This window comes from Corallococcus carmarthensis (assembly GCF_003611695.1).
In the GTDB taxonomy this organism is placed as follows: Bacteria; Myxococcota; Myxococcia; order Myxococcales; family Myxococcaceae; genus Corallococcus; species Corallococcus carmarthensis.
This window is the reverse complement of the sequence record NZ_RAWE01000064.1, coordinates 13,566-37,802: the sequence shown is the minus strand read 5'-3', so window position 1 is coordinate 37,802 and position 24,237 is coordinate 13,566. Positions and strand designations below refer to the sequence as shown.

Genomic DNA, 24,237 nt, shown 5'->3' with positions numbered 1-24,237 from the left:
CAGCGACTGGCGGGAAGGCCAGGCGGTGGCCGCGCATCCCTCGAAGAACACAGGAAGAGTCCCCCGATGCTCAAGTTCCGCTCTGTTGCGATGCTGGCCGGTCTTTCGCTGCTCGGTTCCGCGTGCGGTGGTCCCGAGTCCGCCCCGGAGTCCGAGGTGAAGCCCACGTGGGAGGAGTTCAAGGCCCAGGCCTACCGTGAGCCGTGGGAGGGCGGGAAGATCATCGTCAACGGTGACGAGGCGCTGGAGTCCGAAGAGGAGCTGGCGGCCTACTTCCACAACGTCGTCGAGTCCCAGCTGGGCAAGTCGCAGGACGGCCTGGCCGTGTACTACATCGGCGGCGACATCAAGTGGAGCGCCACGCAGAAGCTGAACCTGACCTACTGCATCAGCAACAACTTCGGCACGAACAAGACGAAGATGGTGAACGCGATGGCGAGCGCGACGGCGGCCTGGGAGGCCACCGCGAGCGTCAACTTCACCTACCTGTCCCAGTACGACGCGTCCTGCACCGCGTCCCAGACGGGCGTGCTGTTCGACATCCGCCCGGTGAGCGGCCAGTCCTACGTGGCGCGCGCGTTCTTCCCGAACTCCGCCCGCTCCGGCCGCAACGTGCTGGTGGACAGCAGCGCCTTCGGCAGCCTCGGCGCCTGGACGCTCACGGGCGTGCTGCGCCACGAGCTGGGCCACACGCTGGGCTTCCGTCACGAGCACACCCGCTCCACCGCGAGCGGCTGCTACGAGGACAGCCAGTGGCGCGCGCTGACCACCACCTACGACCGCTCGTCCGTCATGCACTACCCGCAGTGCAACGGCACCCAGACCGGCGACCTCGTGCTGACCACCCTGGACAAGCAGGGCGCCCGCGCGCTGTACCCGTGAGCTGAGCGTCAACCTTGAGGGGGCAGGGGCTGGTGGGAGCGTCTTCACGCTCCCGCTGGCCCCGTGCCGTTTCCAGAAGGCTCGCGGACGCTAGAAGCGGGCGGAGACCTCCTCGCCCTCGCTGGGGCGCTCGAAGAAGATGAGCGTCTTGCCGCCGCGCTCGCCAATCTCCAGGCACTCCAGCGCGCCCGTCTGTCCGTCCCGCTCCGCGTAGAGGTGGTCCGGTTCGAGGATGCGGTGGGTGATGCGCTCGTCGTCGCGACCCACGATGATCTGCACCGCGCCGGAGTCGCTGCCCTTGGTCTCCAGGGTGATGTCCACCAGGGGCAGGCGGTCCGCGAGGGGTTGGTCGCCCGAGTCCGCGTCGATGGATTCCACGCGCACCCACTGGGTGACGTCCTGCTTGGTGATGCCCGCGAGGTAACTCTTCCACTGCTCGCGTGGGATTTGATCGGTGATGTGTGCCATGGGGCCGCCTCCATGCGCCTGTCGTGTGCCTCAACCGTAAGGCGTCTGACTCGCGGGTGAAGGACGGGCCCGGCTGAACGACGCTCCGGGGACCCCGCGGACCGGGCCCCGGCACGTCGGCTGCCCTCACGTCAGTCGCGCAGGGCGTGCACGGCGTCGTCCTTCAGCACCAGGCGCACCGTGGCGGCCTTCCCATGGCCGAAGTGCTCGTAGGCCGCCTGCTCCAGCACGGGGGCCAGGGCGGTGCGCAGGCCGCGGGCGCCCGTCTCGCGCTTGATGGCCCGGGCGACGATCCACTCGCGCACGGCGGGGTCCACGGTGAGCTGGAGTCCTTCGTGGGCGAACTCGCGCTCCCAGGTGCGCAGCACGTTGTCCTGGAGGATGTCCCCCAGCGTGGCCGCGTCCAGCGGGGCGAAGGACACCAGCCGGTTGAAGCGGCCAATGAGCTCCGGGATGAAGCCGTAGCGGGAGAACGCGGTGGTGTTCTCCAGGTGCTCCTCGGTGATGCGCGTGGCGATGGACTCCAGGTCCTTCTGGCCGCCCTTGCCGGGCTCGCGGCCAAAGCCCACGCGCTCCACGTGGGACATGGTCTCCGCCGTGCCCCGGAAGCCGCTGAAGGCGCCGCAGGCGATGAAGGTGACGCAGCCCATGTCCAGGGATTCGGAGCGGATCCGGCTGGTGAAGCCGAAGTCCGGCGGGAAGGTGGCCTGGGCCGCGGACAGCAGGTGCAGCAGGCTGCGCTGCACGCCGAAGCCGCTCACGTCCTTGGTGGTCTGCTGGCCGGAGAAGCGGCTGTCGGAGCGGCTGGTGGCGAGCTTGTCGAACTCGTCCATGCAGATGACGCCGCAGGAGGCCCACTCCGCGTCGCGCTCCGCGGCTTCATAGAGGCGGGACAAGAGGGTGCTGACGTCGTCACCCACGTAGCCCGTTTCGGAGAACTGGGTGGCGTCCGCGAGCACGGTGGGCACGCCCAGGATTTCGCGGAACATCAGCTCCACGAGGAACGTCTTGCCGGAGCCGGTGGGGCCCAGGAAGAGGGCGTTCTCGCGGGTGCCGGGCTCCGGCTCCAGCCCTTCCAGGTACAGCCGGCGGATGCGGCGCAGGTGGCGGTAGGCGAGCACGGAAGCGGCACGGCGGGCCTCGGGCTGGCCCCGGTAGCCCAGGTCGCCCAGGCGCGCGTCGATGTCCTTCGGCGACAGCACCTCCAGCGCGGCCACGCGCTCCTGGATGGGCGGGCCTTCGGGGAAGGCGGAGGGTTCGACGCCGGAACGGGGAGACATCGCGGTGGGCTCCAGGAGGGCGGGCGCGGCGGGGCGCCCCATCATCCGGGACGTGCCCGGGCACGACAAGCCATCCTCGCGGCCCCAGGGCTTGCGGCCCTCCGTCCGCCGGTCCGCACTCGTGAGCCCCCAGAGGTCGGCCCGTGAACAGCGGTGCCCCGGTGTCGCAAGGGGTGCTCCCCGTGTCCCCGTTGGCGCATTAACAGGGACACGACATGGCTCAATCGACTGAAGCACGGTCCCAGGCGCCCCGGTTGGGTGCGTGGGTGGAGGGTGGTTCCACGGTGCGCTGGCGCGTCTGGGCGCCGGGCCACGAGGGCGTGGACGTGGTCCTGTACGACGCGGAGGACCGCGTCCTGCGCAAGCTGCCGCTCACCCCGGAAGCGGACGGCTGCTTCGGCGGCGCGCTGCCGGACCTGGGCGAGGGCGCTCGCTACAAGCTCAGCGTGGACGGCGCGGATCCATTCCCCGACCCGTGGTCGCGCTCGCAGCCGAAGGGCGTGCACGGCCCGTCGGAGGTGGTCAGCTCCGACCACGGCTGGACGGACTCGGTCTGGAAGGGGCCGGATCCCCAGGCGATGGTCATCTACGAGGTGCACGTGGGCACCGCCACGCCGGAGGGCACCTTCGAGGCGTTCATCCCGAAGCTCGCCCACCTGCGCGAGCTGGGCGTGAACACGCTGGAGCTGTTGCCCGTGGCCAGCTTCCCAGGCGCCCGCAACTGGGGCTACGACGGCGTGGACCTCTTCGCGCCGCAGGCCACCTACGGCGGCCCCAGGGGGCTGCGCAAGCTCATCGACGCGGCGCACGCGCACGGGCTCGCGGTGCTCATCGACGCCGTCTACAACCACTTCGGACCGGACGGGAACTACCTGCGCGCGTACTCGCCGCACTACTTCACCGGCAAGCACCACACGCCCTGGGGCGACGCGGTGAACTACGACAGCGAGGGCAGCCGCTTCGTGCGCTCGCTGGTGCTCTCCAACGTGGAGATGTGGATCCGCGACTACCACGCGGACGGTCTGCGCCTGGACGCCGCGCACGCGCTCGTGGATGACGGCCAGCCGCACCTGCTCGCCGAAATCGTCGAGCGCGCCCACGCTTCTGCTTCCGGCCGCCGCGTCGTCGTCATCGCGGAGGACGAGCGCAACGAGCGCAAGCTGGTCACGCCTGCCTCCGAGGGCGGGTACGGCCTGGATGGCGTCTGGGCGGATGACCTGCACCACCAGCTGCGGCGCGCCTTCGCGGGCGACCACGAGGGCTACTACCAGGACTACACCGGCAGCGCGGAGGACCTGGCCACGACGCTGCGTCAGGGCTGGTTCTACACGGGCCAGAAGTCCAAGAACCTGGGCCACGCGCGCGGCACGGACCCGAAGGGACTGGGGCCGTGGCACTTCGTCCACTGCATCCAGAACCACGACCAGGTGGGCAACCGGCCCTTCGGCAACCGCCTGTCGGAGGACGTGTCCCCGGCCGCCTACCGCGCCATGAGCACGCTGCTGCTCCTGTCGCCCTTCACGCCGCTGCTCTTCATGGGCCAGGAGTGGAACGCGCGCACGCCGTTCCTCTACTTCACGGACCACAACGCGGAGCTGGGCAAGCTCGTCACCGAGGGGCGCCGCAAGGAGTTCTCTGGCTTCTCCCGCTTCAAGGGCGAGGAGGTGCCCGACCCGCAGGACCGCGACACCTTCACCCGCTCCACGCTGGACTGGGACGCGCTGGACAACGCGCAGCACGCGGGCGTGCACACGCTCTACAAGGAGCTCTTGCGCCTGCGCGCCACGGAGCCCGTACTCACCAGCCGGCAGGGCACGCACGACGCGCGTGCGTTGGGGCCGGACGCGTTCGTGCTGGAGCGCCGCGCGGAAGGGGACACGCTGCTCGTCATCGTGAACCTCCGGGGCACGCTGGTGCACGCGCTGCCCTCGCACGCGAGCGCGGGCATCGTCGCGTGGAGTGAGAACCCGCGCTACGGCGGCACCGTGGAGGCGTCCCCGCTCACCGGCAACCTCGTGCGCCTGGAAGGCCCCTCCGCGGCGGTGGTGAAGCTGCGCGAGTAGTCATTCCAGACGGCGAGTCCCAATCTCGCACGCAAAGGCAGACACTGTTTCACGCGCGGCCCGTCACCCCGGAAGTAGGGGAGGCGGGCCGCCGCGTTTCTCCGTCCGTGAAACATGCAACGACAGGGAATGCCCTCGCGGGCGGGCCGGTACTCGGCCGCCAGCAGGTCCACGTGCCGTGAGCCGTCATCTCCTCTGGCTCGCGGCCCTGTCGCTGAGGAAGCACCTTGTCCCAATCCCATACGTCGCCGTCGTCCCGGGGGGGATGGAAGCGTCACGTCACCACCACGAGCGCGCTGCTGCTGCTCGGGGTTGCAACACCGGCGTTCGCCGCGTCGGGCTTCACCGCCGTCACCGCCAGTGGGAACGACGGCAACCTGCCGTCCGCCAGCATCGACGGCAACCTCACCACGCGCTGGTCCAGCGACGGCGTGGGGCAGTGGCTGCGGGGCGACCTGGGCAGCGTGAAGTCGCTGTCCGCGGTGGACATCGCCTGGCACCAGGGCAACGCGCGCGTGAACACGTTCGTGCTCGCCACGTCCACGGACGGCACCACCTGGTCCACCGCCGTCTCCACGAAGTCGTCCGGTACGACGGCCAACTTCGAGCGCTACAGCTTCACCGCGCGCAACGCCCGCTACGTGCGCGTCACCGTCAACGGCAACTCCGTCAACACCTGGGCCAGCATCGCGGAGTGGGCCGCCATCACCGGCACCGCCACGCCGACGGCGGGCAAGGACCGCTTCGGCGTGACGCAGCTCTACGCCTCGAAGTCCGGGGGCGAGGCGTGGACGCTGGCGGACAACGCGCTGACGGACTCGCGCTTCGACCCGCAGAACCCCATCACCCGCAACAGCGACGGCTCCTGGAAGATGAAGGACTCGGCGGTGCGGATGAGCGTCTTCACGTCCACGGGCTACGACGACCGGAAGATTCCCACCTACGACCGGGACGTGCTCGCGAGCCGCGGCTACATGCAGGCGGCCAACGACTGGAAGAACATCGAGATGACCGGCTTCGTGAAGGTCAACGCGGTGGGTGACGTGAAGGACAACTTCGCCTGGTACGCGCGCGGCGGGAAGCACAACGACGACCACTCCGGCTGCGAGGGCAGCAGCTACAAGGCCGGCCTGCACTACGACGGCCGCGCGCGCTGGGAGAAGGAGACCTGGCACGTCTCCTACGAGCAGACGCCCTACGTCACGGCCACCTCCGCGCTCAAGGGCCGCTGGGTGGGCTTCAAGGCCGTCATGCGCAACGTCACCGTCAGCGGCCAGACGGCCGTGAAGCTGGAGCTGTACGTCAACGAGAACGCGGACAAGGTGACGTGGAAGAAGGCCTACGACTACACGGACGCGGGCAAGTGGGGCGGCGACGCCCAGCACTGCGGCGGCGCCGTGCCGGCCGCGCCCATCACCTGGGGCGGCCCCATCGCGGTGTTCCGCTGGGACAACGCGACGGACGTGGACTTCAAGTGGCTGAGCGTCCGCGAAATCCAGCCCTGAACCCCGCGTGAAACCGGACCCGCACGCGGCCTGACGCAGGACGGCAGGCCGCGCGCCGGGCGGCCGGGGAGGCCCGGGACGGGGTGTCCCGGCCCTCGGGAGGTGGGGCTTTCCATCGACAGAGGGCGCCGGGCTGGGCAGCATGTCGCCGCCATGAACGTCGACCAAGCCCTCGCCTCGTCCGAGCGCATCTGGGAGCAGGAAATCCTCCCGGCGCTGGAGCGCTACATCCGCATCCCCAACAAGTCGCCCGCGTTCGATCCGGACTGGGTGAAGACCGGCCACATGGAGCAGGCCGTGCAGCTCATCTCCGACTGGTGCCGCGCGCAGACCGCGCACCTGCCGGGGCTGACGGTGGAGGTGGTGCGGCTGAAGACGGCGGACGGCAAGGAGCGCACGCCGGTCATCTACATGGAGGTGCCGGGCACGCGCGGTGAGGACACCGTGCTCTTGTACGGGCACCTGGACAAGCAGCCGGAGATGACCGGCTGGCGCGAGGGCCTGACGCCGTGGACCCCCGTGCGCGAGGGCGACAAGCTCTTCGGCCGCGGCGGCGCGGATGACGGCTACTCCGCGTTCGCGTCGCTGTCCGCGCTGCGGTTGCTCAAGGAGCAGGGCGTGCCGCACGCCCGGTGCGCCATCATCATCGAGGCGTGCGAGGAGAGCGGCAGCTACGACCTGCCCGCGTACATCGAGGCGCTGGCGCCGCGCATCGGCAAGCCGTCGCTGGTGGTGTGCCTGGACTCGGGCTGCGCGAACTACGACCAGCTCTGGATGACCACCAGCCTGCGCGGCATGGTGGCCGGCAACCTGCGCGTGGACATCCTCACGGAGGGCGTGCACTCCGGCGACGCGACGGGCGTGGTGGCGTCTTCCATGCGCATCATGCGGATGCTCCTGTCGCGCGTGGAGGATGAGGCCACGGGCCACATCAAGGTCCAGGCGCTGCACACGGAGATTCCGGAGGGCCGGCGCGAGCAGGCGAAGGCCGCGGCCCAGACGCTGGGCGACGAGCTGTACACGAAGTTCCCCTGGGTGGAGGGCGCGAACCCGGTGACGACGGACGGCGCGGAGCTGGTGCTCAACCGCACCTGGCGTCCGGCGCTGGCGTTGACGGCCGTGGACGGCGTGCCGGGGCTGGCGAGCGCGGGCAACGTGCTGCGCCCCTTCACGACGTGGAAGCTGTCCATGCGCATCCCGCCGCGCGTGGACCCCAAGGCGGCCGCGAAGGCGTTGAAGGAGACGCTGGAGAAGGATCCGCCGTACGGCGCGAAGGTGACGTTCGACGGGGACAAGGCGTCGGTGGGCTGGGACGCGCCGCCGCTGGCCGGCTGGCTGTCGCGCGCGGTGGAGTCCGCGTCCAAGTCCTGCTTCGGCAACCCCGCGATGGCGATGGGCGAGGGTGGCACCATCCCATTCATGGGCATGCTGGGTGAGCGCTTCCCGGAGGCGCAGTTCCTCATCACCGGCCTGCTGGGGCCGGGCAGCAACGCGCACGGGCCCAACGAGTTCCTGCACATCCCCACGGGCAAGAAGCTCACCGCCGCCGTGGCGAGCGTCGTCGCGGATCACTTCAAGCGGTAGTGCCTCACCGAAAGGACGGGGCCGCTGAGGCCCCGCCTTTCTCCGAGCCTGGCTCCCGGAGCGTCCCATGCCGAGCAAGCCCCGCCGCACAGGCCACGTCCGGGCGCAGCCCCTCATCGCGGTGCGCGACGTCGAAGCGAGCAGCCGGTGGTACCAGGCGGTGCTCGGCTGCGAGAGCGGGCACGGCGGGCCTGAGTACGAGATGCTGTTGAACAACGGCGAGCTCGTGCTCCAGCTCCACGCGTGGGACCTGGAGGAGCACCCGAACCTGATGGGACCGGACTCGGCGCCGCGGGGCCATGGCGTGCTGCTGTGGTTCGAGACCACGGACTTCGACGCGTGCGTGGAGGCGGCGCAGGCGCTGAAGGTGGAGTTCGTGGAGGCGCCGCACGTGAACCCGAACTCGCGCCGCTGGGAGTTCTGGGCGAAGGACCCGGACGGCTACGTCGTCGTGGTGTCGGCGGAGTCGCGCGCGCGGCGCTCCTGAAGTTGCTTCAGGGGGCGGACAGGCCCCGTCCGAGGGGCTCTCCGTCAGCGGCGCACCGCACGAACCTGTCCGGCAGCCGGACAGGTCGGGACCGCGTCAGGCGAAGTCCACAGGCCTGCTCAACCCCATCGCCACCGGTCCGCCGGACCGGCGGCACGGAGAGGCGCCTCAGCGCCCCGTCTTGATGCCCAGCGACGACCCGGACGGCGGCTTCTTCGGCGGGGTCGCCGGCCGTGCCGCCCGCTTCTGGAGCGCCACGGCCACCCCGGGCGCGTCCGCCGCGGACACCTGCCGCGTCACCGGCTCATAGCCGTTGAGCGCGAGCGTCACCGCCACCGACGGCTCCCCGGGCATCAGCGGCACGGCCACGGGCGTGGTGCCGCGCTCCTCGCCCGCCACCTGCACGGTGGCGCCGGGCGGCTCGCTCGTCACCATCAGCCGCACCGGCTGGGGCACGGCGTTCTGCGCGGGCGGCTCCGTCGGAGTGGGACGCGAAGCCGTCTCCGGCGTGCGGCCCTGCACCTCATCCGGGGGCCGCGTGGCCACGGCCACGGGCGGCGTCACCGCCTCGGAGCCACCGCGCACCAGCACCACGGCCGCGCCGCCCATCACCAGCGCCGCGCCACCCACCACGAAGGGCAGCCACGCACGGCGCTTCGGAGGTACCGGCGCCAGCGCCGCGGTGTTCCGCGTCTTCTCCGGCCCCACGCGCGTGGGCGGACGGGACGGGGGCCCCACCAGCTTCGACGCGCGCGACCCGGCCTGCCCCCGCGCACCCGACGTGGGCATCCCGTCGCGCGAGGAGTTGGACTGCGAATCCAGGTCCACGTCCTCCGCCAGCTGATCCAGTTTCGTCGGATCCGCTTCCGTGGCGATGCGGTCCGCGTACAGCTCCCGCAGGTACGCGGCCAGGTGCGCGCTGCTGGAGGGCAGCCGCAGGTTGAGCGCCCAGTCCTCCAGCGCCAACCGGAACGCGGCGCAGTCCGGATAGCGGCCCTCCGGCGTGGGCGCGAGCGCCTTGAGCACCACCTCGTCCAGGCCCGGCGGCAGCTTGGGGTTGAGCTGCGACGGCGGCGGCACCTGGCAGTCGCGCACCAGCCGCAGCGTCATCAGGTCCGTGTCGCCCTTGAAGAGGCGCTTGCCCGTGAGCAGCTCCCACATCACGACGCCCAGCGCGAACTGGTCGCTCCGGCCGTCCACCGCCATCCCGTTGGCCTGCTCCGGCGACATGTACGGGTACTTGCCCTTGAGCACGCCCGTCGCCGTCTGCTGCCCGCTGGTGGCCGCCTTCGCCACGCCGAAGTCGATGACCTTCACGCCGCCGTCGAACCCGACGAGCACGTTCTGCGGCGACACGTCCCGGTGCACCAGCATCAGCGGCTGGCCGTGCCCGTCACGCGCGCCGTGCGCATAGGACAACCCCGCCGCCGCGTCCGCGATGATGCGCACCACCAGTCCCACCGGCAGCGGGCGCTCCTGCTTGCGTGCGAAGCGGTCCAGGCGCCGCACGTCCTCGCCCTGCACGTACTCCATGGCCAGGCAGTGCCGGCCCTCAATCTCGGAGAGGTCCAGGATGGTGATGAGGTTCGGGTGGGAGAGCCGCGCCACCAGCCGCGCCTCGTCCAGGAACATCTCCAGGAACTCTTCGTCCTCGGCGAGGTGCGGCAAGATGAGCTTGAGGACGACCAGCCGCTCGAAGCCCGTCCCGTGCTCCCGGGCGAGGAACACCTGTCCCATTCCGCCCGACGCGATTTTTCGAAGCAGCTCGTATTTCCCGAAACCGACCGCCATGGGTGTCCGGGAGGATACCGCGCTTTCTCACCGGGCGGGAAACAGCCGACCTCCAAAAAGACCGGGGTTCTGTCCAGCAGGGAGGGGCCCGCCTTCCTACCTGTGAAGGAGGCAGGCGGGCTACTGACGCCTAGGCCTTCATCTTGTAGCCGGAGCGCAGCACCGCGTACGTGACGCCGGTGGCGACCGCGGCGGTGAGCGCGAGGATGGCGCCGCCCACGAGCGGTGAGAACAGGCTGCTGCCCAGCATGCCGTAGCGCAGCCCCTCCACCATGTAGACCATGGGGTTGAACAGGCTGATGTGGTTCCACGGTGAGGGCAGCTCGCGCACCGAATAGAAGACGCCGCCCAGGAACGTGAGCGGCAGCATCACGAAGGTGGGGAAGAAGTTGATCTGCTCGAACTTCTCCGCCCACACGGCGGCGAGCATGCCCAGCACGCTGAACACGTAGCTGGACAGCATGAGGAAGTAGAGCGTCGCCAGCGGGTGCTCCAGGCTGAAGCCGGAGAACACCGCCGCCACAATCCACGTGAGCAGGCCCACCACCAGGCCGCGCACCATGGCGCCGCCAATGAAGCCCACCATCAATTCACCGGGCCCCAGCGGCGCCACCAGCAGGTCCACCACCGTGCCCTGGATCTTGGTGATGAACAGCGACGAGGAGCTGTTGAGGAACGCGTTGTTGGCGATGCCCAGGAACACGAGGCCCGGCACGATGAAGTGCAGGTACGGGTGGCCCTCCACCTCGTGGACGCGGCCGGAAATCGAGTAGCCGAAGACGATGAAGTACAGCGTGGTGCTGATGAGAGGCGACAGGACGGTCTGGCCCGGCACGCGCATGAAGCGCCGGACCTCCTTCGCGAACAGCGTCTGCATCCCGAGGACGTTCATGGGGTGTTTTTCGAAGGAGCGAGCGGGGTTCAGGCGGCCTGCGAGGGGCGGCCGCGGAGGATTTCGATGAGCACGTCTTCCAGGCGCGACCGCCGCGTCTCCACCTCGGAGATGGGCAGCCCGTCGGCGTAGAGCGAGCGGAGCAGCTCGCCGGAGGGGGCGCAGTTGTCGCGCTCCACGTAGGTGAGCGTGCGGCCGTCGGCGGACAGGCTCGCGGCGAAGCGCGCGCCCGCGGCGGGCATGGCGGCCTGCGGTTCGGAGAAGGTGACGACCAGGCGCTTCTCACCGAAGCGGCGCAGCAGCGCGGCCTTGTCCTCGGTCATGAGGAGCTTGCCCTCGTTGATGATGCCCACGCGGTCCGCCAGCTCCTCCGCCTCCTCCAGGTAGTGGGTGGTGAGGACGATGGTGGTGCCCTCGCTGGCGATCTTCTTCACGTACGTCCACAGGTCGCGGCGCAGCTCCACGTCCACGCCCGCGGTGGGCTCGTCCAGGAACACCAGCTTCGGCCTGTGCACCAGCGCCTTGGCGATGAGCAGCCGGCGCTTCATGCCGCCGGACAGGGCGCGCGTGAGCGAGTCCTTCTTGGCCTGGAGGTTGAGGGCGGTGAGGACTTCGTCGATGCGCGCGTCGTCGCGGGGCTGGCCGTAGTAGCCCTGCTGGATGCGCAGGGACTCCGCGACGGAGAAGAACGGGTCGAAGTTGATCTCCTGCGGGACGAGGCCCACCTGGTAGCGGGGCCCGGTGGGGTCCACGTCCAGGTCCTTGCCGAAGACCTTCATGGTGCCGGCGGACTTCTTCACCAGGCCGCACACACTGCCGATGAGGGTTGTCTTTCCGGCGCCGTTGGGGCCCAGGAGGGCGAAGATTTCACCGGGGCGGATGGTGAGGTCCACGGCGTGGAGGGCAGTGAACTTTCCGTAGGCCTTGGAGAGGCCCTTCAGCTCCAGGGCGGGGGTCGTGGGCTCGGACATGGGGCGCTTCCTCTAACACCTTCGAATTGGGTTCGCTGGCCAGCGAGCAGGCGTTTTCGCTCCTGGCCGCGTGACGCGCCCCGTCCAACCGGACACGGGGCCGGTGCAGGCGCCTTGAGCCGGATGGGGCTCCCTGCTATCCGCTGGCACCGCTTACGTTTCAGCGAATCCCGAGGAGGCCGCCATGGCCCAGAATTTCATCTTCACGATGCAGGACCTGCGCAAGGTCAAGAACGGCAAGGACATCCTCAAGGGCATCTACCTGTCCTTCTTCCCGGGCGCGAAGATTGGCGTGATTGGCCCCAACGGCTCCGGCAAGTCCACGCTCCTGCGCATCATGGCGGGGGTGGACACGGAGTTCTTCGGCATCGCGAAGCCGGACCCCACGGTGAAGGTGGGCTACCTGGCGCAGGAGCCGCAGCTCGACACGAACCTGGACGTGAAGGGGAACGTGGAGCTGGGCCTGAAGGAGATCCGCCAGGCGTTGGACCGCTTCAACGAGGTCAGCGCGAAGTTCGCGGAGCCCATGGACGACGCGCAGATGGAGAAGCTGCTCGCCGAGCAGGCGAAGCTGCAAGACTTCATCGACGCGAACAACGGCTGGGAGCTGGACCGCACGCTGGACATGGCGATGGACGCCCTGCGGCTGCCCCCGGGTGACGCGGACGTGACGAAGCTGTCCGGCGGTGAGAAGCGCCGCGTGGCGCTCTGCCGCATCCTGCTGGAGAAGCCGGACCTGCTGCTGTTGGACGAGCCCACCAACCACCTGGACGCGGAGAGCGTCGCGTGGCTGGAGCAGGCGTTGAAGGCGTACACGGGGACCATCGTGTGCATCACGCACGACCGGTACTTCCTGGACAACGTGGCGGAGTGGATCCTGGAGCTGGACCGCGGCGAGGGGGTGCCCTGGAAGGGGAACTACTCCAGCTGGCTGGACCAGAAGCAGAAGCGGCTGGAGCTGGAGGAGAAGTCGGAGAGCCACCGTCAGAAGACGCTCAAGCGCGAGCTGGAGTGGGTGCGGGCGTCTCCGAAGGCGCGTCAGGCGAAGAGCAAGGCGCGCATCGCCGCGTACGAGGAGCTGTTCAACCAGTCGCAGCAGAAGCGCGAGCCGACGGGCGAGGTGATGATTCCGCCGGGTCCGCCGCTGGGTGGGTTGGTGGTGGAGGCGAAGGGGCTGCGCAAGGCGTACGGCGACCGGCTGCTCATCGACGAGCTGAACTTCAAGCTGCCGCCGGGCGGCATCGTGGGTGTGATTGGCCCGAACGGCGCGGGCAAGACGACGCTGTTCCGGATGATGACGGGCACGGAGAAGGCGGACGCGGGCGAGCTGCGGATTGGCGAGTCGGTGGTGATGGCCTACGTGGACCAGAGCCGCGACGCGCTGAACGGTGAGCAGACGGTGTTCCAGGAGGTGAGCGGTGGGTTGGACCTCATCGACCTGGGCAAGGCGGGCACGGTGCCCAGCCGCGCGTACCTGTCGGGCTTCGCGTTCAAGGGCACGGATCAGCAGAAGCGGGTGAAGGACCTGTCCGGCGGCGAGCGCAACCGGCTGCACCTGGCGAAGATGCTCAAGGCCGGCGGCAACCTGCTGCTGCTGGACGAGCCCACGAACGACCTGGACGTGGAGACGCTGCGGAGCCTGGAGGACGCGCTCTTGAGCTTCGCGGGCTGCGCGGTGGTCATCAGCCACGACCGCTGGTTCCTGGACCGCATCGTCACGCACATCCTGGCGTTCGAGGGCGACAGCAAGGCGTTCTTCTTCGAGGGCAACTTCGAGGACTACGAGGCGGACAAGAAGAAGCGCCTGGGCCCGGACGCGCTGGAGCCGCACCGGATCCGGTATCGCCCGCTGACGAAGAGCTGAGACTTGGTGGTGCTGTGCTCCGCCCTGTGAGTGATTCCGGGGCGGAGGTGTCGTCGGGAGGAGGGTGCACGCGTGATCGAGTCGGTGCAGTTTCTCGACTTCAATGCGTACCGCTCACTCGACCTGGACCTGGAGCCTTTCACGTCTGCTCGAATCCTGGAGATTGTGCGGATTCAATATGAGTGACGAGGAGATCCTGAGCGCGCTTCGCGAGAAAGAAAAGCTGCTGACCCCGGTGGAACTCGCGGAATTGCTGGGCGGCATGCTTGAAGGTGGGGTTTCGCATTCCGCGATTGTTTTCTATTTCAAGCGGGCATTCCCATCCATTCCCCTGAGGACCTTGCTGGAGTCGGGGCTGTGGTGGAGGGTCAGCAAGGGCAATCTGAGCGACCAAGAGTTCAATGAATTCTTGATGCCTTGGGTGGGACGGGGAGTTGCCGAATAACTGTGCAACCTTGGTGCCCAAGAATGACGCCGGCGCGCTTGAGGGATGGTTGGGGATACTCACAGACAGGGGGCGAAATGGCGGGCAGTGAGAAGGAAAAATGGACTCGCGACCTGGCCGGAGTTCTTCACGGGCTTTTGAAAAGGCCAGACGCCCCTGTTGAAGATATCGAGTGGTTGCTTCTTCGGTGTGAAGACACCCTGCAATACCAAGGGCAACTGCGCGACGCGTCTGTCCAGCAGCTCGACAAGGATGTTCGAGCCTTCGAAGTCGAGTTCCCTGGCTGGCTTCCTCGGGTGCTACTGGATGGGCCGGGCAGCTAGATGCGAGTGTCAGACCGAGGGGCGTCACTCAGGTCCAAAGTTGGAGACACGTTGGTGCGGTGGGTGTTCCGGTAATCTTCAACGCCCCATGAGCAACATCGTTCTGGAGTTCCCTCCCGGTTTCGAGGACTACGCTTGGGAGGTCGAGGCCAAAGGCTGGCTCCCCGGAGTCGTCGCGGTGATTGAGGGGCGTCGGTACACGCTCACCGTGTACGACCCGGCTCGCTTGACCCAGGATGTCGACGATGCGCTGAAGGGCGGCAGGGTGTTTCTCGAGCGGAATCTCGTGGTCGTCGCTTCCGTCACGAGGGAGCGCATCGCGTCCGCCATCCAGGAAATCGTTCAGACAGGCAGGGTCGGCGACCTGCGGCCCGACCCGGCGTAGATGGATAGGCGTGCCCGTGGAAGGCGCGGTCTTCGAAGTTCGCTAGCGGTGTGAGCCGCCGCTCCGCTCACCCCAGCGCTTCTTGAACGTGTCACGGTGTGCGGCCCACCAGTCGCGCCACGCCCGCAGGACGCGCGCCGTGTACCGCTTCCGCCGTGATGCGCAAGTGGACGCACAGCGCACATCCCTGGGCTCCGTGCCCGACTTCACCGTGCCCGCGGCGGCATGCCCCTGCGAGCCTGCGCCCCCTGGCTGACCGCAGATTGGTGAAGGGCTCCGCTCGGCCTTCGGAGGCAGGGCCGACGATGTCCGTGAAACGGGATGGGGCATCCTGAATCTCGACGAAGGGGCCTGCTCGGCGCTTGAGACGCGGCCGACGGAGGCACTGGCCCATGTCTTGCTGACAACCCTCCGTGTCCCTAGAGGCGCCGAGAGGGCTCCTCGTAGCAATCCCGATTGCGAACCAGTTGAGCCCTGCCTGACCCAGGCACACGCCTCGCGACCTCCGTACCTGCTCGAGAGCGAAAGCAAATCATGACAAGAAAACCATGCATCCGCGTGAATAGGCGGAGCCTTGGCCTGTCCAGGGCCTTGCTGTCCATCTGCATGTTCCTCATGGCGGCCCTTGCCTCATCGCGTGGCTTCGCTGGCAGTCCCGAGATATCGCTTCCAGAGATGGTCAGCGGCTGCCCGGACTGCGAGCCGGTCGAGTGTGAGCCTGAGATCTGCGACGGCATCGACAACGACTGTGATGGAAAGATTGATGAGGGGCTTCTGCGCACCGTCTACCGCGACGGGGACGGGGACGGCTATGGCGCAGGAGTTGGCAAGCAGGGCTGTCCGGATTTTGGCTGGGTGACCAACAACCTCGACTGCAACGACTCCAATGCATCCGTCTGGCAGGGCGGCAGGTTCTACCGGGACGCGGATGGGGATGGCTACGGAGCCCCGAACAACTGGATCGACAGCTGCGGGCGCCCCGCCGGTTACGTGACGAACGCGACCGACTGTAATGACAACAGTGCTGTAGTCAGGCCGGGCGCCATCAAGCAATGCGGCGTGGGTGCTTGCGCCGCATCCGTCCAGGCGTGCGTCAACGGCGTGGAGCAGACCTGCACCCCAGGCACTCCCAGCCCGGAGGTGTGCGACCGCATTGATAACAATTGCAACGGCCAGGTGGACGACCTCCCGCCCATCACTTGCGGCACGGGCGCTTGTTTCCGCAGTGTTCCGGCCTGCACCAACGTCTGCGAGATGGTGGAGACCCACGATGGAAAGCCGCCCAAGCAGGTGTGTGAGTGGGCCGGAAACGCTTGTACTCCCGGCACCCCGAGCGCCGAGACCTGCAACAACATGGACGACAACTGCAATGGCGTGGTCGACGAGAACGTCCAGTTGACCTACTACCGGGACACCGACGGCGACGGCTATGGCGCGGGCACTTCGATGGGCCGCGCATGCAGCGTCCCCGCGGGAAATTCCCTCAACAACCAGGACTGCAACGACTCGAATGCAGCGGTGAAACCCGGGGCAGTGAAGACGTGCGGTGTAGGAGCCTGTGCCGCCAGCATCCAGGCCTGCGTCAACGGCGTGGAGCAGACCTGCACGCCCAAGCCTCCGCATCCGGAGACCTGCGATCGCGAGGACAACGATTGCAATGGGAAGGTGGATGACGTCCCGCCCATCACCTGTGGACAGGGCGTCTGCATGCGCACGGCACCGGCCTGCGGCGAGCTGTGCGAAACCGTGGAGGTCGAGGATGGCAAGCCGCCCAAGGTGGTCTGCGAATGGGGCAACTACGGTCTGTGCACCCCAGGCACCCCGTCCAAGGAGCTGTGCGCCAATGGCCTGGACGATGACTGCAACGGCTACACGGACGACGCGAGCGACCCGGCGGATCTGATCCTCTTCTATCCCGACCAGGACCGTGACGGCTTCGGCGCCAGCGGGGGAGCAGTGCTGACGTGCCAACAGCCGCCGAATACCACCAGGGACGCCAGGGATTGTGACGACACCCGGCGCGACATGAACCCAGGCTCCGTCGAGGTCTGTGACGGCCTCGACAACAACTGCTCTGGTGATGTGGACGAGTCCGGCGTCTGTGAGCAGTCCGTCTGCCAATAGCAGTCCCTCATTCCATTAAAGCCATCTCTCCGCCCCTTGAACGACTCCAGGTGACTGGGGCGGTGTTCTCCATCGCAGCACCGGTATTTCCCTATGAGCCACTCCTCACGTCCTTCTGAGCACCGCAAGCGGTTCGCGGCCAGACTCACGCTGTTCTTCTACGGTGCCCAGCTCCTCGGAGGCTGTCTTCCCGCGCCGACCTCGGCGGAAGGCCCGGACGGCCTGTCCAGATCACGCTCGCGAGTCGAGTCGACAAGCATTCCCTTCGAACTGGGCCTGGACACCATCCTCGACACGGGGACCGTCGGTGTGGACGCGCCGGGCATTACCCCGTTCATGGCGGATGTGACGCAGAATGGCTCCGCCTCCGTGACCGTACCCCTCTGGGTTCCGGCGGGGCGCGCGGGTATCCAGCCTTCGCTTTCCATCGTCTATGACAGCCAGGGGAGCGATGGGCTCCTGGGCCCAGGCTTCAACCTGTCGGGGCTGTCGCAGATCAGCCTGTGCCCGAACTCTTTCGCGCGAGACGGGAAGACCATCGCCATCGACTTCTCCCCGGACACGACGCTGAACGAGAAGGACAGCTACACCCGGGCGTACTGCTTGGACGGCGCCCGGCTCGTTGAGGTTGAGGGCGACGTTGAAGTCGCTGCGCGCTTCTTCAAGACCGAGCATGACAGCTACTCCACCATTCGCGTCCCCAAGAACGTGGACCCCAAGGACCCGACGACCTTCGAGGTCCGGGGGCGTGACGGACTCATTCGGACCTATGGGAAGACCGCAATGGGTTCGTCGGACTCACGTAAAGACGCCCTCATCCAAGGCCTCTACGAGAAGCTGGGCGAGGGACCCGATGGAACCATCCAGGTAATGGAGAGCAAGGCGGTCAAGCTCGCTTGGGCCCTCGCGGCCGTGGAAGACCGGTTCGGCAACCGGATGGATGTGTTCTACGACCAAGCTCCCCTGGGGGCCGAGTCCGGGGCCTGGCATCGGCCTGCCCGAATTGTCTACACGCAGTTTCAAAAAGATTCCGGAGCCATTGAGCCTGGAAAGCGTGAGGTCGAATTCAAGTACGGGCCGAGGACGGACGTTTTCAAGGGATACCTGGCGGGCGTGAAGGTCGGCAGGGATTTCCGTCTCACGGGCATCGACATGAAGGGTCCCGGGATCGCCACCGGTTCGGAGGATCCGCCCACCGTGGTGCTGCGCTCCTACAAGCTGGCCTACTACCCGAGCGCGACGAGCAAGCGGAGCCTTCTGTCGGAGCTTCGGGAGTGCGACGGGAAGGACGTGTGCAAGGCGCCGGTGCGCTTCGACTGGGAGCAAGGCTCCTGGGAATTCGAGTACCCGCAGGCCCAGGACGTCAGCGATGCGGCCCAGGGCGTGGGCGTGCATGCCTTCGGGCTGGGCGCGGGCCGTCAGGGCCTCGCGTACTTCGTGAAGTCCGAGAAGCTGTTTGAGAAAGACCTCGATTGGGGGGACGAGGTCGGCATGACGACGGACTACACGTTGCAGATCTGGCAGGACACGATGCGCCTGCTGCAGTTCCCAGACGCCGCATCGCCCACGCTGGTGGTTTCCAACGTCACGGGCCGGTCTCTCTGGTTTCCCTATTTCAATATCAAGAACACGAACTGGTTCGACGATATCAAGGCCGCCATCTTCGGAAGCAGTGACCCGGGAGGGTTCTGCGGAAATCGCGCTCAGCGCAACCTGTTTCCATTGGTGACGGATTGGGATGGCGGGGGGCGCTCAACGGTCACGACGCTGTCGTGTTACTGGGACGTGCCAAATGGTGAAGACCATCTGGCTCCCATGTATGGCCATGGTCGCGTGGGGGCGGACGAATTCCTGGCCGTCGGCTCCGAGCCGAACTTTCAGTACTGGCTCGATGTCGACGGTGACGGCCGCAACGATCGCGTGTGGATGGGACAGCACCAAATCGATCTGACGGGGGACTCCGATTCGATGATCCCGGCCAAGCGCCGCGTGGTCGCCGAGCCGGCGTCCGGCAAGAGGCCCAAGGCGTCCCCCACCGGCTACTTCCAGCCGTCTCGGTTCGGCCTGCGGGCAGTGGACCTGGATGGGAGCGGGAAGATGAGCCTGCTGGGTGTAGGCCCCAATGGGAACACCTTCCTCGAAAGGCTCACCTACCTGAGTGCCGAGCGTATCCCCTTCGGAATTGCTCCGGTGATGGACGCGTTCAAGACGACGATTCGCGCGCCTCCGGCTCTTCCTCCGCTGCTGCCCAGCTTCTATGCGTCGACCTTTGACTTCGTCGACGTCAATGGTGATGGGCTTTCGGATGCTGTGATGCTGGGCATGAGGAGTTCTTCCGACACAACCCCTCGGCTCACGGTGCAGCTCAACACCGGGGCGGGGTTCACCGAGGCCCGTGAACTCCCCCTGCCTGGCAACGCCGTCACCAGCCTGTTCGCGGCCAAGATGGAGCACGGAGACTTCGACGGAGATGGGCGGGTGGACTTCGCCATCTTCAAGGAGGGGCAGCCTGTTCAGCTCCTTCTTGCGGGGACTCAAGGAGACTTCGGGACCCTGCGGCCCCTGTCGTTGGTGCCCAGCGGTGACAATGCGGAATGGGCCCAGGTCATCGACTCCAACAACGATGAGTTGCTCGACTTCACCTGGCGCCAGGGGAACTCGCTGAAGGTCGCGCGGCGCGCCAGCGCCACCGATGTGCTCAAGCGGGTGCATGGCAACACCCAGGTCGCCAACCATCAGGACTACTCGGGCCTGAACTATTCGTTCGAGTACGCTCCCCTCTCTCAATTGAATCCTCATGGCAACGTCACGCCGAGCGAACCGTTCTACGAGCGGAGCGGGGGGGACGACACCGAGGGGCACTGGCTGCGATGGGCTCCCGAGTCAATGCGCGTGGTTTCTCGAATGTCGCTCAACGCCAATGAGCAGCCGCAGCGGAGCTGGCGCTATCTCTATCGGGACGGATACTCCGATACGCGGGGACTGGGATGGCTCGGCTTTGGAGAGCGGGTCGTCGTGGATGAGCAGACGGGGGCTCGGACGACGACGGTCTATGACAATAGGCTCATCGTGGAGGCGCCGGCCGAATACCAGTCGGTCCCGGGCACCCTCCCCAACAAGGCGGTGGCTCCCCTGGCACAGCTTCCACGCGAGGAAACCGTAGAGGTGCCTCTGGCTGGAGGCGCGAAGCAGCAGACGCAGCGGAAGTGGACCTACAGCCGAAGTCCGTCAACGTATGCGCCGACCTACCGGCAGTACGCCAGCCGGGTCATGGACACGGTGAAGGAGATCAAGGGCAGCACCGTCACTGTGGTCTCCGAAACGGAGACGCTCACCGAAATCGACGCGTACGGAACACCCGTCAAGAGCACCCAGCTTGTCCACGGCGTCGACAAGACCGAACAGGTGGAGCAAATCACCACCGTGGGTGCTCTCGGCTTCGATCAGGGGATGTGGATGCCCCAGGGAACCTGGTCCGTGACCCGTTCCTGGATGTCTTGCGTCAGGGCGCCAGCAGTTGGCTGCGTGGGGCTGGCGGACGCGGCCAACACGCGGAAGCAGACGATCAAGTTCGACGGCCGGGGGCAGGTTGAACTCGTGGAGCTGGAGCCTTCGCTCAGCGGCGAGGGCAGCCTGCCGCCAGAGAGTTCCGAGACCTACCTCAAGACGACCTTCCTGCGGGATTCCCGGGGACTGGTCTACAGCGTCGAGCGCGAGGGTGGCGGCACCAAACGCGTGGAATGGGTGACGTATGACGACGTCGACCAGACGCAGGTGGTCTCCTCCACTGATGCGGAAGGGGCGACGTGGAAGTACTTGTTCCATCTGGGTTTGGGCGTGCTCGCGCAGACCGAGGACCCCAACCATGTGCACACGCGCTTCCAGTACGACGGCTTCGGCCGTCCGCGCGTGGTGACCCCGCTCTACCGTGGGCCTTCTGTCGCGCCAGGTGACCAGTCCGTCGTCCGGACGTTCTACGAGCGCGACGGGGCCCTGTTGCAGCAGCGCACGCAGGTGGCGACCGGTGCGGGGACGGTGACTGAAACCATCACCCGGTTCGACGTGATGGGCCGGCCGGTCTCGAGCCAGGGGCCGCGGTTTGACGGCCAGACGGTGGTCTCCAGCGTCTCGTACGATGCGCTCGGGCGCGTTGCGAAGCTGGAGGCTCCGCGTACCAGCACCGAGAGCCCGACCTGGGAATCCTACGAGTACGACTCCCTGAGTCGTGTCACCGCGCTCCGCGTGGGGGATGGCATGTCCCCAGCGGGGACGCTCGTCGAGAGCCTCGAGTACACGGTTCCGACCGCCTATGCCACCCAGACGTCCGTGTCGGATGCGCTGGGGTTGGTGAAGAAGACGGTCTTCGACTACCGGGGCTTGATGGTGGCGGCGACCGAGGCCGCTGGGACGCCGAAGGCAGCGTCCCTGGCGTACGGCTATGGCCCCTTTGGCCGGTTGGAGACCACGGACGACCCTCAGGGCAACCGCAGCCTGAACATCTACGACGCGCAGGGACGGCTTGAGCGGTCGGTGGATCCCGGGGCCGGGACGCGCACCTACCGGTACAACGCCTTCGGTGAGGTGAAGCGTGAAGCGGACGGCCTGGACGGAACGTCGGGGCTGCTCATCACCACGTACAAGCGGGACCGGCTAGGGCGTGTCCTGAGCGCGAAGAACAACCAGGAGGAACTGGCGTACGAGTACGACGAGGGGATGGGCGCGATGCGGCGCCTGACGAAGGCGACTCGTACCGTCCTTGGCGGCCTGCCCGAGGTCGTCACCACGGAGCACTTCTACGACGAATTCGGTCGCGAGACGGACACCCAGCAGGACGCGGCGGGGACCTCGCTGACGGTGAGCCGACAGTTCGATGACTACGGGCGACTGAGCCGGCTCACCTATCCCGTCACGCTCAACGGGCAGCCGGTGTCCCTCAGCTATGCCTACAATGCGCGCGGCGCGCTCTCGGGCATCTATCGGACGGGCGCCTTCTTCATGTCCTACTGGTCGGCGCTCGAGCGGGACAGCGTCGGACGTCTGAAGAAGACGCGGTACGGGAACGGCGTCGAACGGGAGTCGCGCTACGACAGCCGGGGGCGTCTGCGCTTCCTGGAGGCGAAGCGCAGTGGCGTGAATGTCCAGCGGCTCGCCTACGAGTACACGGCCAATGACAACCTGGCCGCGCGACATGACCTGATGGTGGGGGTGACGGAGAAGTTCTCCTACGACGCGCTGGACCGGCTGGAGTGGTGGCGGGTGCTGCAGAACTGCCAGCGCTTGGAGACCCAGTTCCAGTACGACGGCCTTGGCAACCTGCTCAGCCGTTCGCCGGTCACGGGCTGGGAGCCGTCCGCCCTGCTGAACTACAATGGGGGCACGAGCGGCGGGCCTCACGCGGTCAAGCAGGCGCAGCTCGGAAGCGACGCGTTCACCTATGAGTACGACCACCGGGGCAACCAGGTCGCGTCTCGGGATGTGACGGGTGCTCTCGTCCGGACGGTCGACTACACCTCGTTCGACCTGCCGAAGACCCTCACCACCGCGGGCAGCACGGTGGCCTTCGGCTACGACGCCTCGGGAGCGCGCGTTCGGAAGAAGAGCGCTCAGGAGGAAGTGCTCTATGTGGGGGACCTCTACCAGCGCCGCACGCAGGGCCTGACGACGACGCACATCCTCAGCATCCACAGCCCCGAGGGGGTCATTGGAGAGCTGTCCTGGGACGAGGGGACGAGCACGGAAAACGTGCGCTATTTACTCAACGACCGTCAGGGAAGCCCGGACACGGTCACCGATGCTTCCGGCGCGGTGGTGGAGCGCATCAAGTACGACCCTTTCGGCGCGCGTCGCAACGTCAGCAATCTGGCGCAGGCTTCCAGCGTCTTCCACTCGGGCGCACGGAAGGGCTTTACGGGGCATGAGCACGACGACGAACTGGGGCTCATCAACATGCGTGGGCGCATCTACGACCCGCGGCTGATGAAGTTCCTCAGCGTGGATCCGGTCGTCGCGGACCCCGGCTCGGTCCAGGCGTACAACGCGTACTCCTACGTCCTGAACAACCCGACCCGCTACACCGACCCCAGCGGCTTCATTCCCTATGGTGGGACGCTGGTGAGCCGGTGGGATGGGGGCGGGGGCGATTCCACGCCAATGCAGAGCCCGATGATGAGCCTGGTGGAGCGCTACATGGCCTCTCCGGGGGCCACGCTCTTCCTTCCCAGCGTGGACCTCCGGGTGCCCAGCGTGGCGGCCCTGGATGACGCGAAGGTGGTTCCGACCGGGCATTACACGAATGACAAGGGCCAGAGCTCCGCGCCCTATCGCTCCAGTGTGACGTCCGTACTGACGACGGCTTCCAAGGCGTTGAGTCCCCCCGGGTCGGACAGCTTTGCCTGCAATCTGTTCATTGCCTGTTCTGGCATGGGCGGTATCAGAGGGCAGGTCGACACCATGCTCAAGGCCTCGCAGGCCTACGACCACTACGCGCCCATCAGCAAGTTCGCTGCGGTCAGCTACGCCGTTAATGAGTATATTCCATTCATCTCGGCTGGAGAGAGTGCCAACAAGGCGGGGTCTGCATGCTCCGCTGGCGGTATTGGACGGTGCAGTTCGGGAGTAGCCAAGGCTGGATTTAGTACGTTGTTGGCAGGTGCGGCTGTCTACGGGATGGTGACCAATGCTGCAGGCGGTGTTGCTCGTGCGAGATCCGTTCTGTCGAGCGGTTTTGTGAATATTGATGCCTCTGCGGCATCGGCATTTATATCCCAGGGCTCTGTTGTGAGGCACAAGCTTAAGGCGTTTGTTAATGGCAGGAAAATGGTGATGACGCACACTGCTCTCAAGGAACTTCAGGGGATGTTGCCTAGGGCTGGGCCTCAAGAGGGGGCGCGGTATCTGAGATTTTTGGAGCGCGTGTCCGTTATCCCAGACAATCCTTCGCTTCGGGCGCGAGCGCTTAGGCCGACTGGTCAAATGGAAATGAATGATATATTGATATTTGGGACGGCGGACAATCTGGGAATCTCAACGATTAGCTCTGATGCTAAGCTTCTTCGTGCTTCTGGGGCGCAGGGTGTGAGGTTTGATGTGTATCTTTATGAGTCCGTTTCGTTGACGGGGAGGTGATTGAGTGGCTATTCCGCCGAATCTTGAGAGTACTGCTCGTCTGGTTGA

At 66.9% G+C, this 24,237-nt stretch carries 16 protein-coding genes; 11 read left to right on the top strand and 5 right to left on the bottom strand.

Features of this window, described 5'->3' with window-relative positions:
* The first annotated feature begins 66 nt into the window (after positions 1–66).
* Positions 67–882 (top strand): matrixin family metalloprotease, encoded by an 816-nt coding sequence (locus D7X32_RS19005; protein WP_120603977.1) that lies wholly within the window; start codon positions 67–69, stop codon positions 880–882.
* 90 nt (positions 883–972) lie between these two features.
* On the opposite strand, the gene D7X32_RS19000 is transcribed toward D7X32_RS19005, so the two are convergent.
* Both D7X32_RS19000 and D7X32_RS18995 read right to left on the bottom strand, forming a co-directional pair.
* A complete protein-coding gene (locus D7X32_RS19000) occupies positions 973–1,350 on the bottom strand; it encodes a DUF5335 family protein (protein WP_120603976.1) in 378 nt (125 codons plus the stop codon).
* Between the two features lie 131 nt (positions 1,351–1,481).
* The gene (locus D7X32_RS18995) at positions 1,482–2,630 is read right to left on the bottom strand and encodes an AAA family ATPase (RefSeq protein WP_120603981.1); all 1,149 of its coding nucleotides are present in this window, start codon (positions 2,628–2,630) and stop codon (positions 1,482–1,484) included.
* Between the two features lie 215 nt (positions 2,631–2,845).
* On the opposite strand from D7X32_RS18995, the gene treZ reads away from it, so the two are divergent.
* From treZ to D7X32_RS18975, 4 genes are all read left to right on the top strand, one after another.
* On the top strand, positions 2,846–4,693 hold the full coding sequence (gene treZ, locus D7X32_RS18990) for a malto-oligosyltrehalose trehalohydrolase (RefSeq protein ID WP_120603975.1): 1,848 nt from the start codon (positions 2,846–2,848) through the stop codon (positions 4,691–4,693).
* Positions 4,694–4,920: 227 nt separating this feature from the next.
* Positions 4,921–6,198, top strand: coding sequence for a discoidin domain-containing protein (locus D7X32_RS18985; RefSeq protein ID WP_120603974.1), 1,278 nt, complete (start codon positions 4,921–4,923; stop codon positions 6,196–6,198).
* 153 nt (positions 6,199–6,351) lie between these two features.
* Complete coding sequence (locus tag D7X32_RS18980; protein WP_120603973.1) at positions 6,352–7,782, top strand: M20 family metallopeptidase; 1,431 nt, start codon at positions 6,352–6,354, stop codon at positions 7,780–7,782.
* A gap of 67 nt (positions 7,783–7,849) precedes the next feature.
* Positions 7,850–8,269 carry a VOC family protein gene (locus D7X32_RS18975; RefSeq protein WP_120603972.1) on the top strand — a complete coding sequence of 140 codons (420 nt, stop codon included), beginning with the start codon at positions 7,850–7,852 and terminating at the stop codon, positions 8,267–8,269.
* A gap of 168 nt (positions 8,270–8,437) precedes the next feature.
* On the opposite strand, the gene D7X32_RS18970 is transcribed toward D7X32_RS18975, so the two are convergent.
* The 3 genes from D7X32_RS18970 to D7X32_RS18960 form a co-directional block, all read right to left on the bottom strand.
* Entirely contained in the window at positions 8,438–10,060 is a 1,623-nt protein-coding gene (locus D7X32_RS18970) for a serine/threonine protein kinase (protein WP_120603971.1), read from the bottom strand.
* Positions 10,061–10,190: 130 nt separating this feature from the next.
* Positions 10,191–10,952 (bottom strand): ABC transporter permease, encoded by a 762-nt coding sequence (locus D7X32_RS18965; protein ID WP_120603970.1) that lies wholly within the window; start codon positions 10,950–10,952, stop codon positions 10,191–10,193.
* Between the two features lie 29 nt (positions 10,953–10,981).
* On the bottom strand, positions 10,982–11,923 hold the full coding sequence (locus tag D7X32_RS18960; protein ID WP_120603969.1) for an ABC transporter ATP-binding protein: 942 nt from the start codon (positions 11,921–11,923) through the stop codon (positions 10,982–10,984).
* Between the two features lie 184 nt (positions 11,924–12,107).
* Between D7X32_RS18960 and ettA the strand changes: the two genes are divergently transcribed.
* The 6 genes from ettA to D7X32_RS18935 all read left to right on the top strand — a co-directional run bounded on the left by ettA (position 12,108) and on the right by D7X32_RS18935 (position 24,189).
* Positions 12,108–13,787: an energy-dependent translational throttle protein EttA gene (ettA, locus tag D7X32_RS18955; RefSeq protein WP_120603968.1), complete on the top strand. Its 1,680-nt coding sequence runs from the start codon at positions 12,108–12,110 to the stop codon at positions 13,785–13,787.
* 178 nt (positions 13,788–13,965) lie between these two features.
* Positions 13,966–14,232 (top strand): hypothetical protein, encoded by a 267-nt coding sequence (locus D7X32_RS18950; protein ID WP_120603967.1) that lies wholly within the window; start codon positions 13,966–13,968, stop codon positions 14,230–14,232.
* Between the two features lie 77 nt (positions 14,233–14,309).
* Positions 14,310–14,555 carry a hypothetical protein gene (locus tag D7X32_RS45010; RefSeq protein ID WP_147450188.1) on the top strand — a complete coding sequence of 82 codons (246 nt, stop codon included), beginning with the start codon at positions 14,310–14,312 and terminating at the stop codon, positions 14,553–14,555.
* Positions 14,556–14,643: 88 nt separating this feature from the next.
* Positions 14,644–14,940 (top strand): hypothetical protein, encoded by a 297-nt coding sequence (locus D7X32_RS18945; protein WP_120603966.1) that lies wholly within the window; start codon positions 14,644–14,646, stop codon positions 14,938–14,940.
* 675 nt (positions 14,941–15,615) lie between these two features.
* Entirely contained in the window at positions 15,616–17,064 is a 1,449-nt protein-coding gene (locus D7X32_RS18940) for a putative metal-binding motif-containing protein (protein ID WP_158625711.1), read from the top strand.
* Between the two features lie 93 nt (positions 17,065–17,157).
* Positions 17,158–24,189, top strand: a complete 7,032-nt coding sequence (locus D7X32_RS18935) for an RHS repeat-associated core domain-containing protein (RefSeq protein ID WP_120603964.1) — start codon at positions 17,158–17,160, stop codon at positions 24,187–24,189.
* Positions 24,190–24,237: the final 48 nt, after the last annotated feature.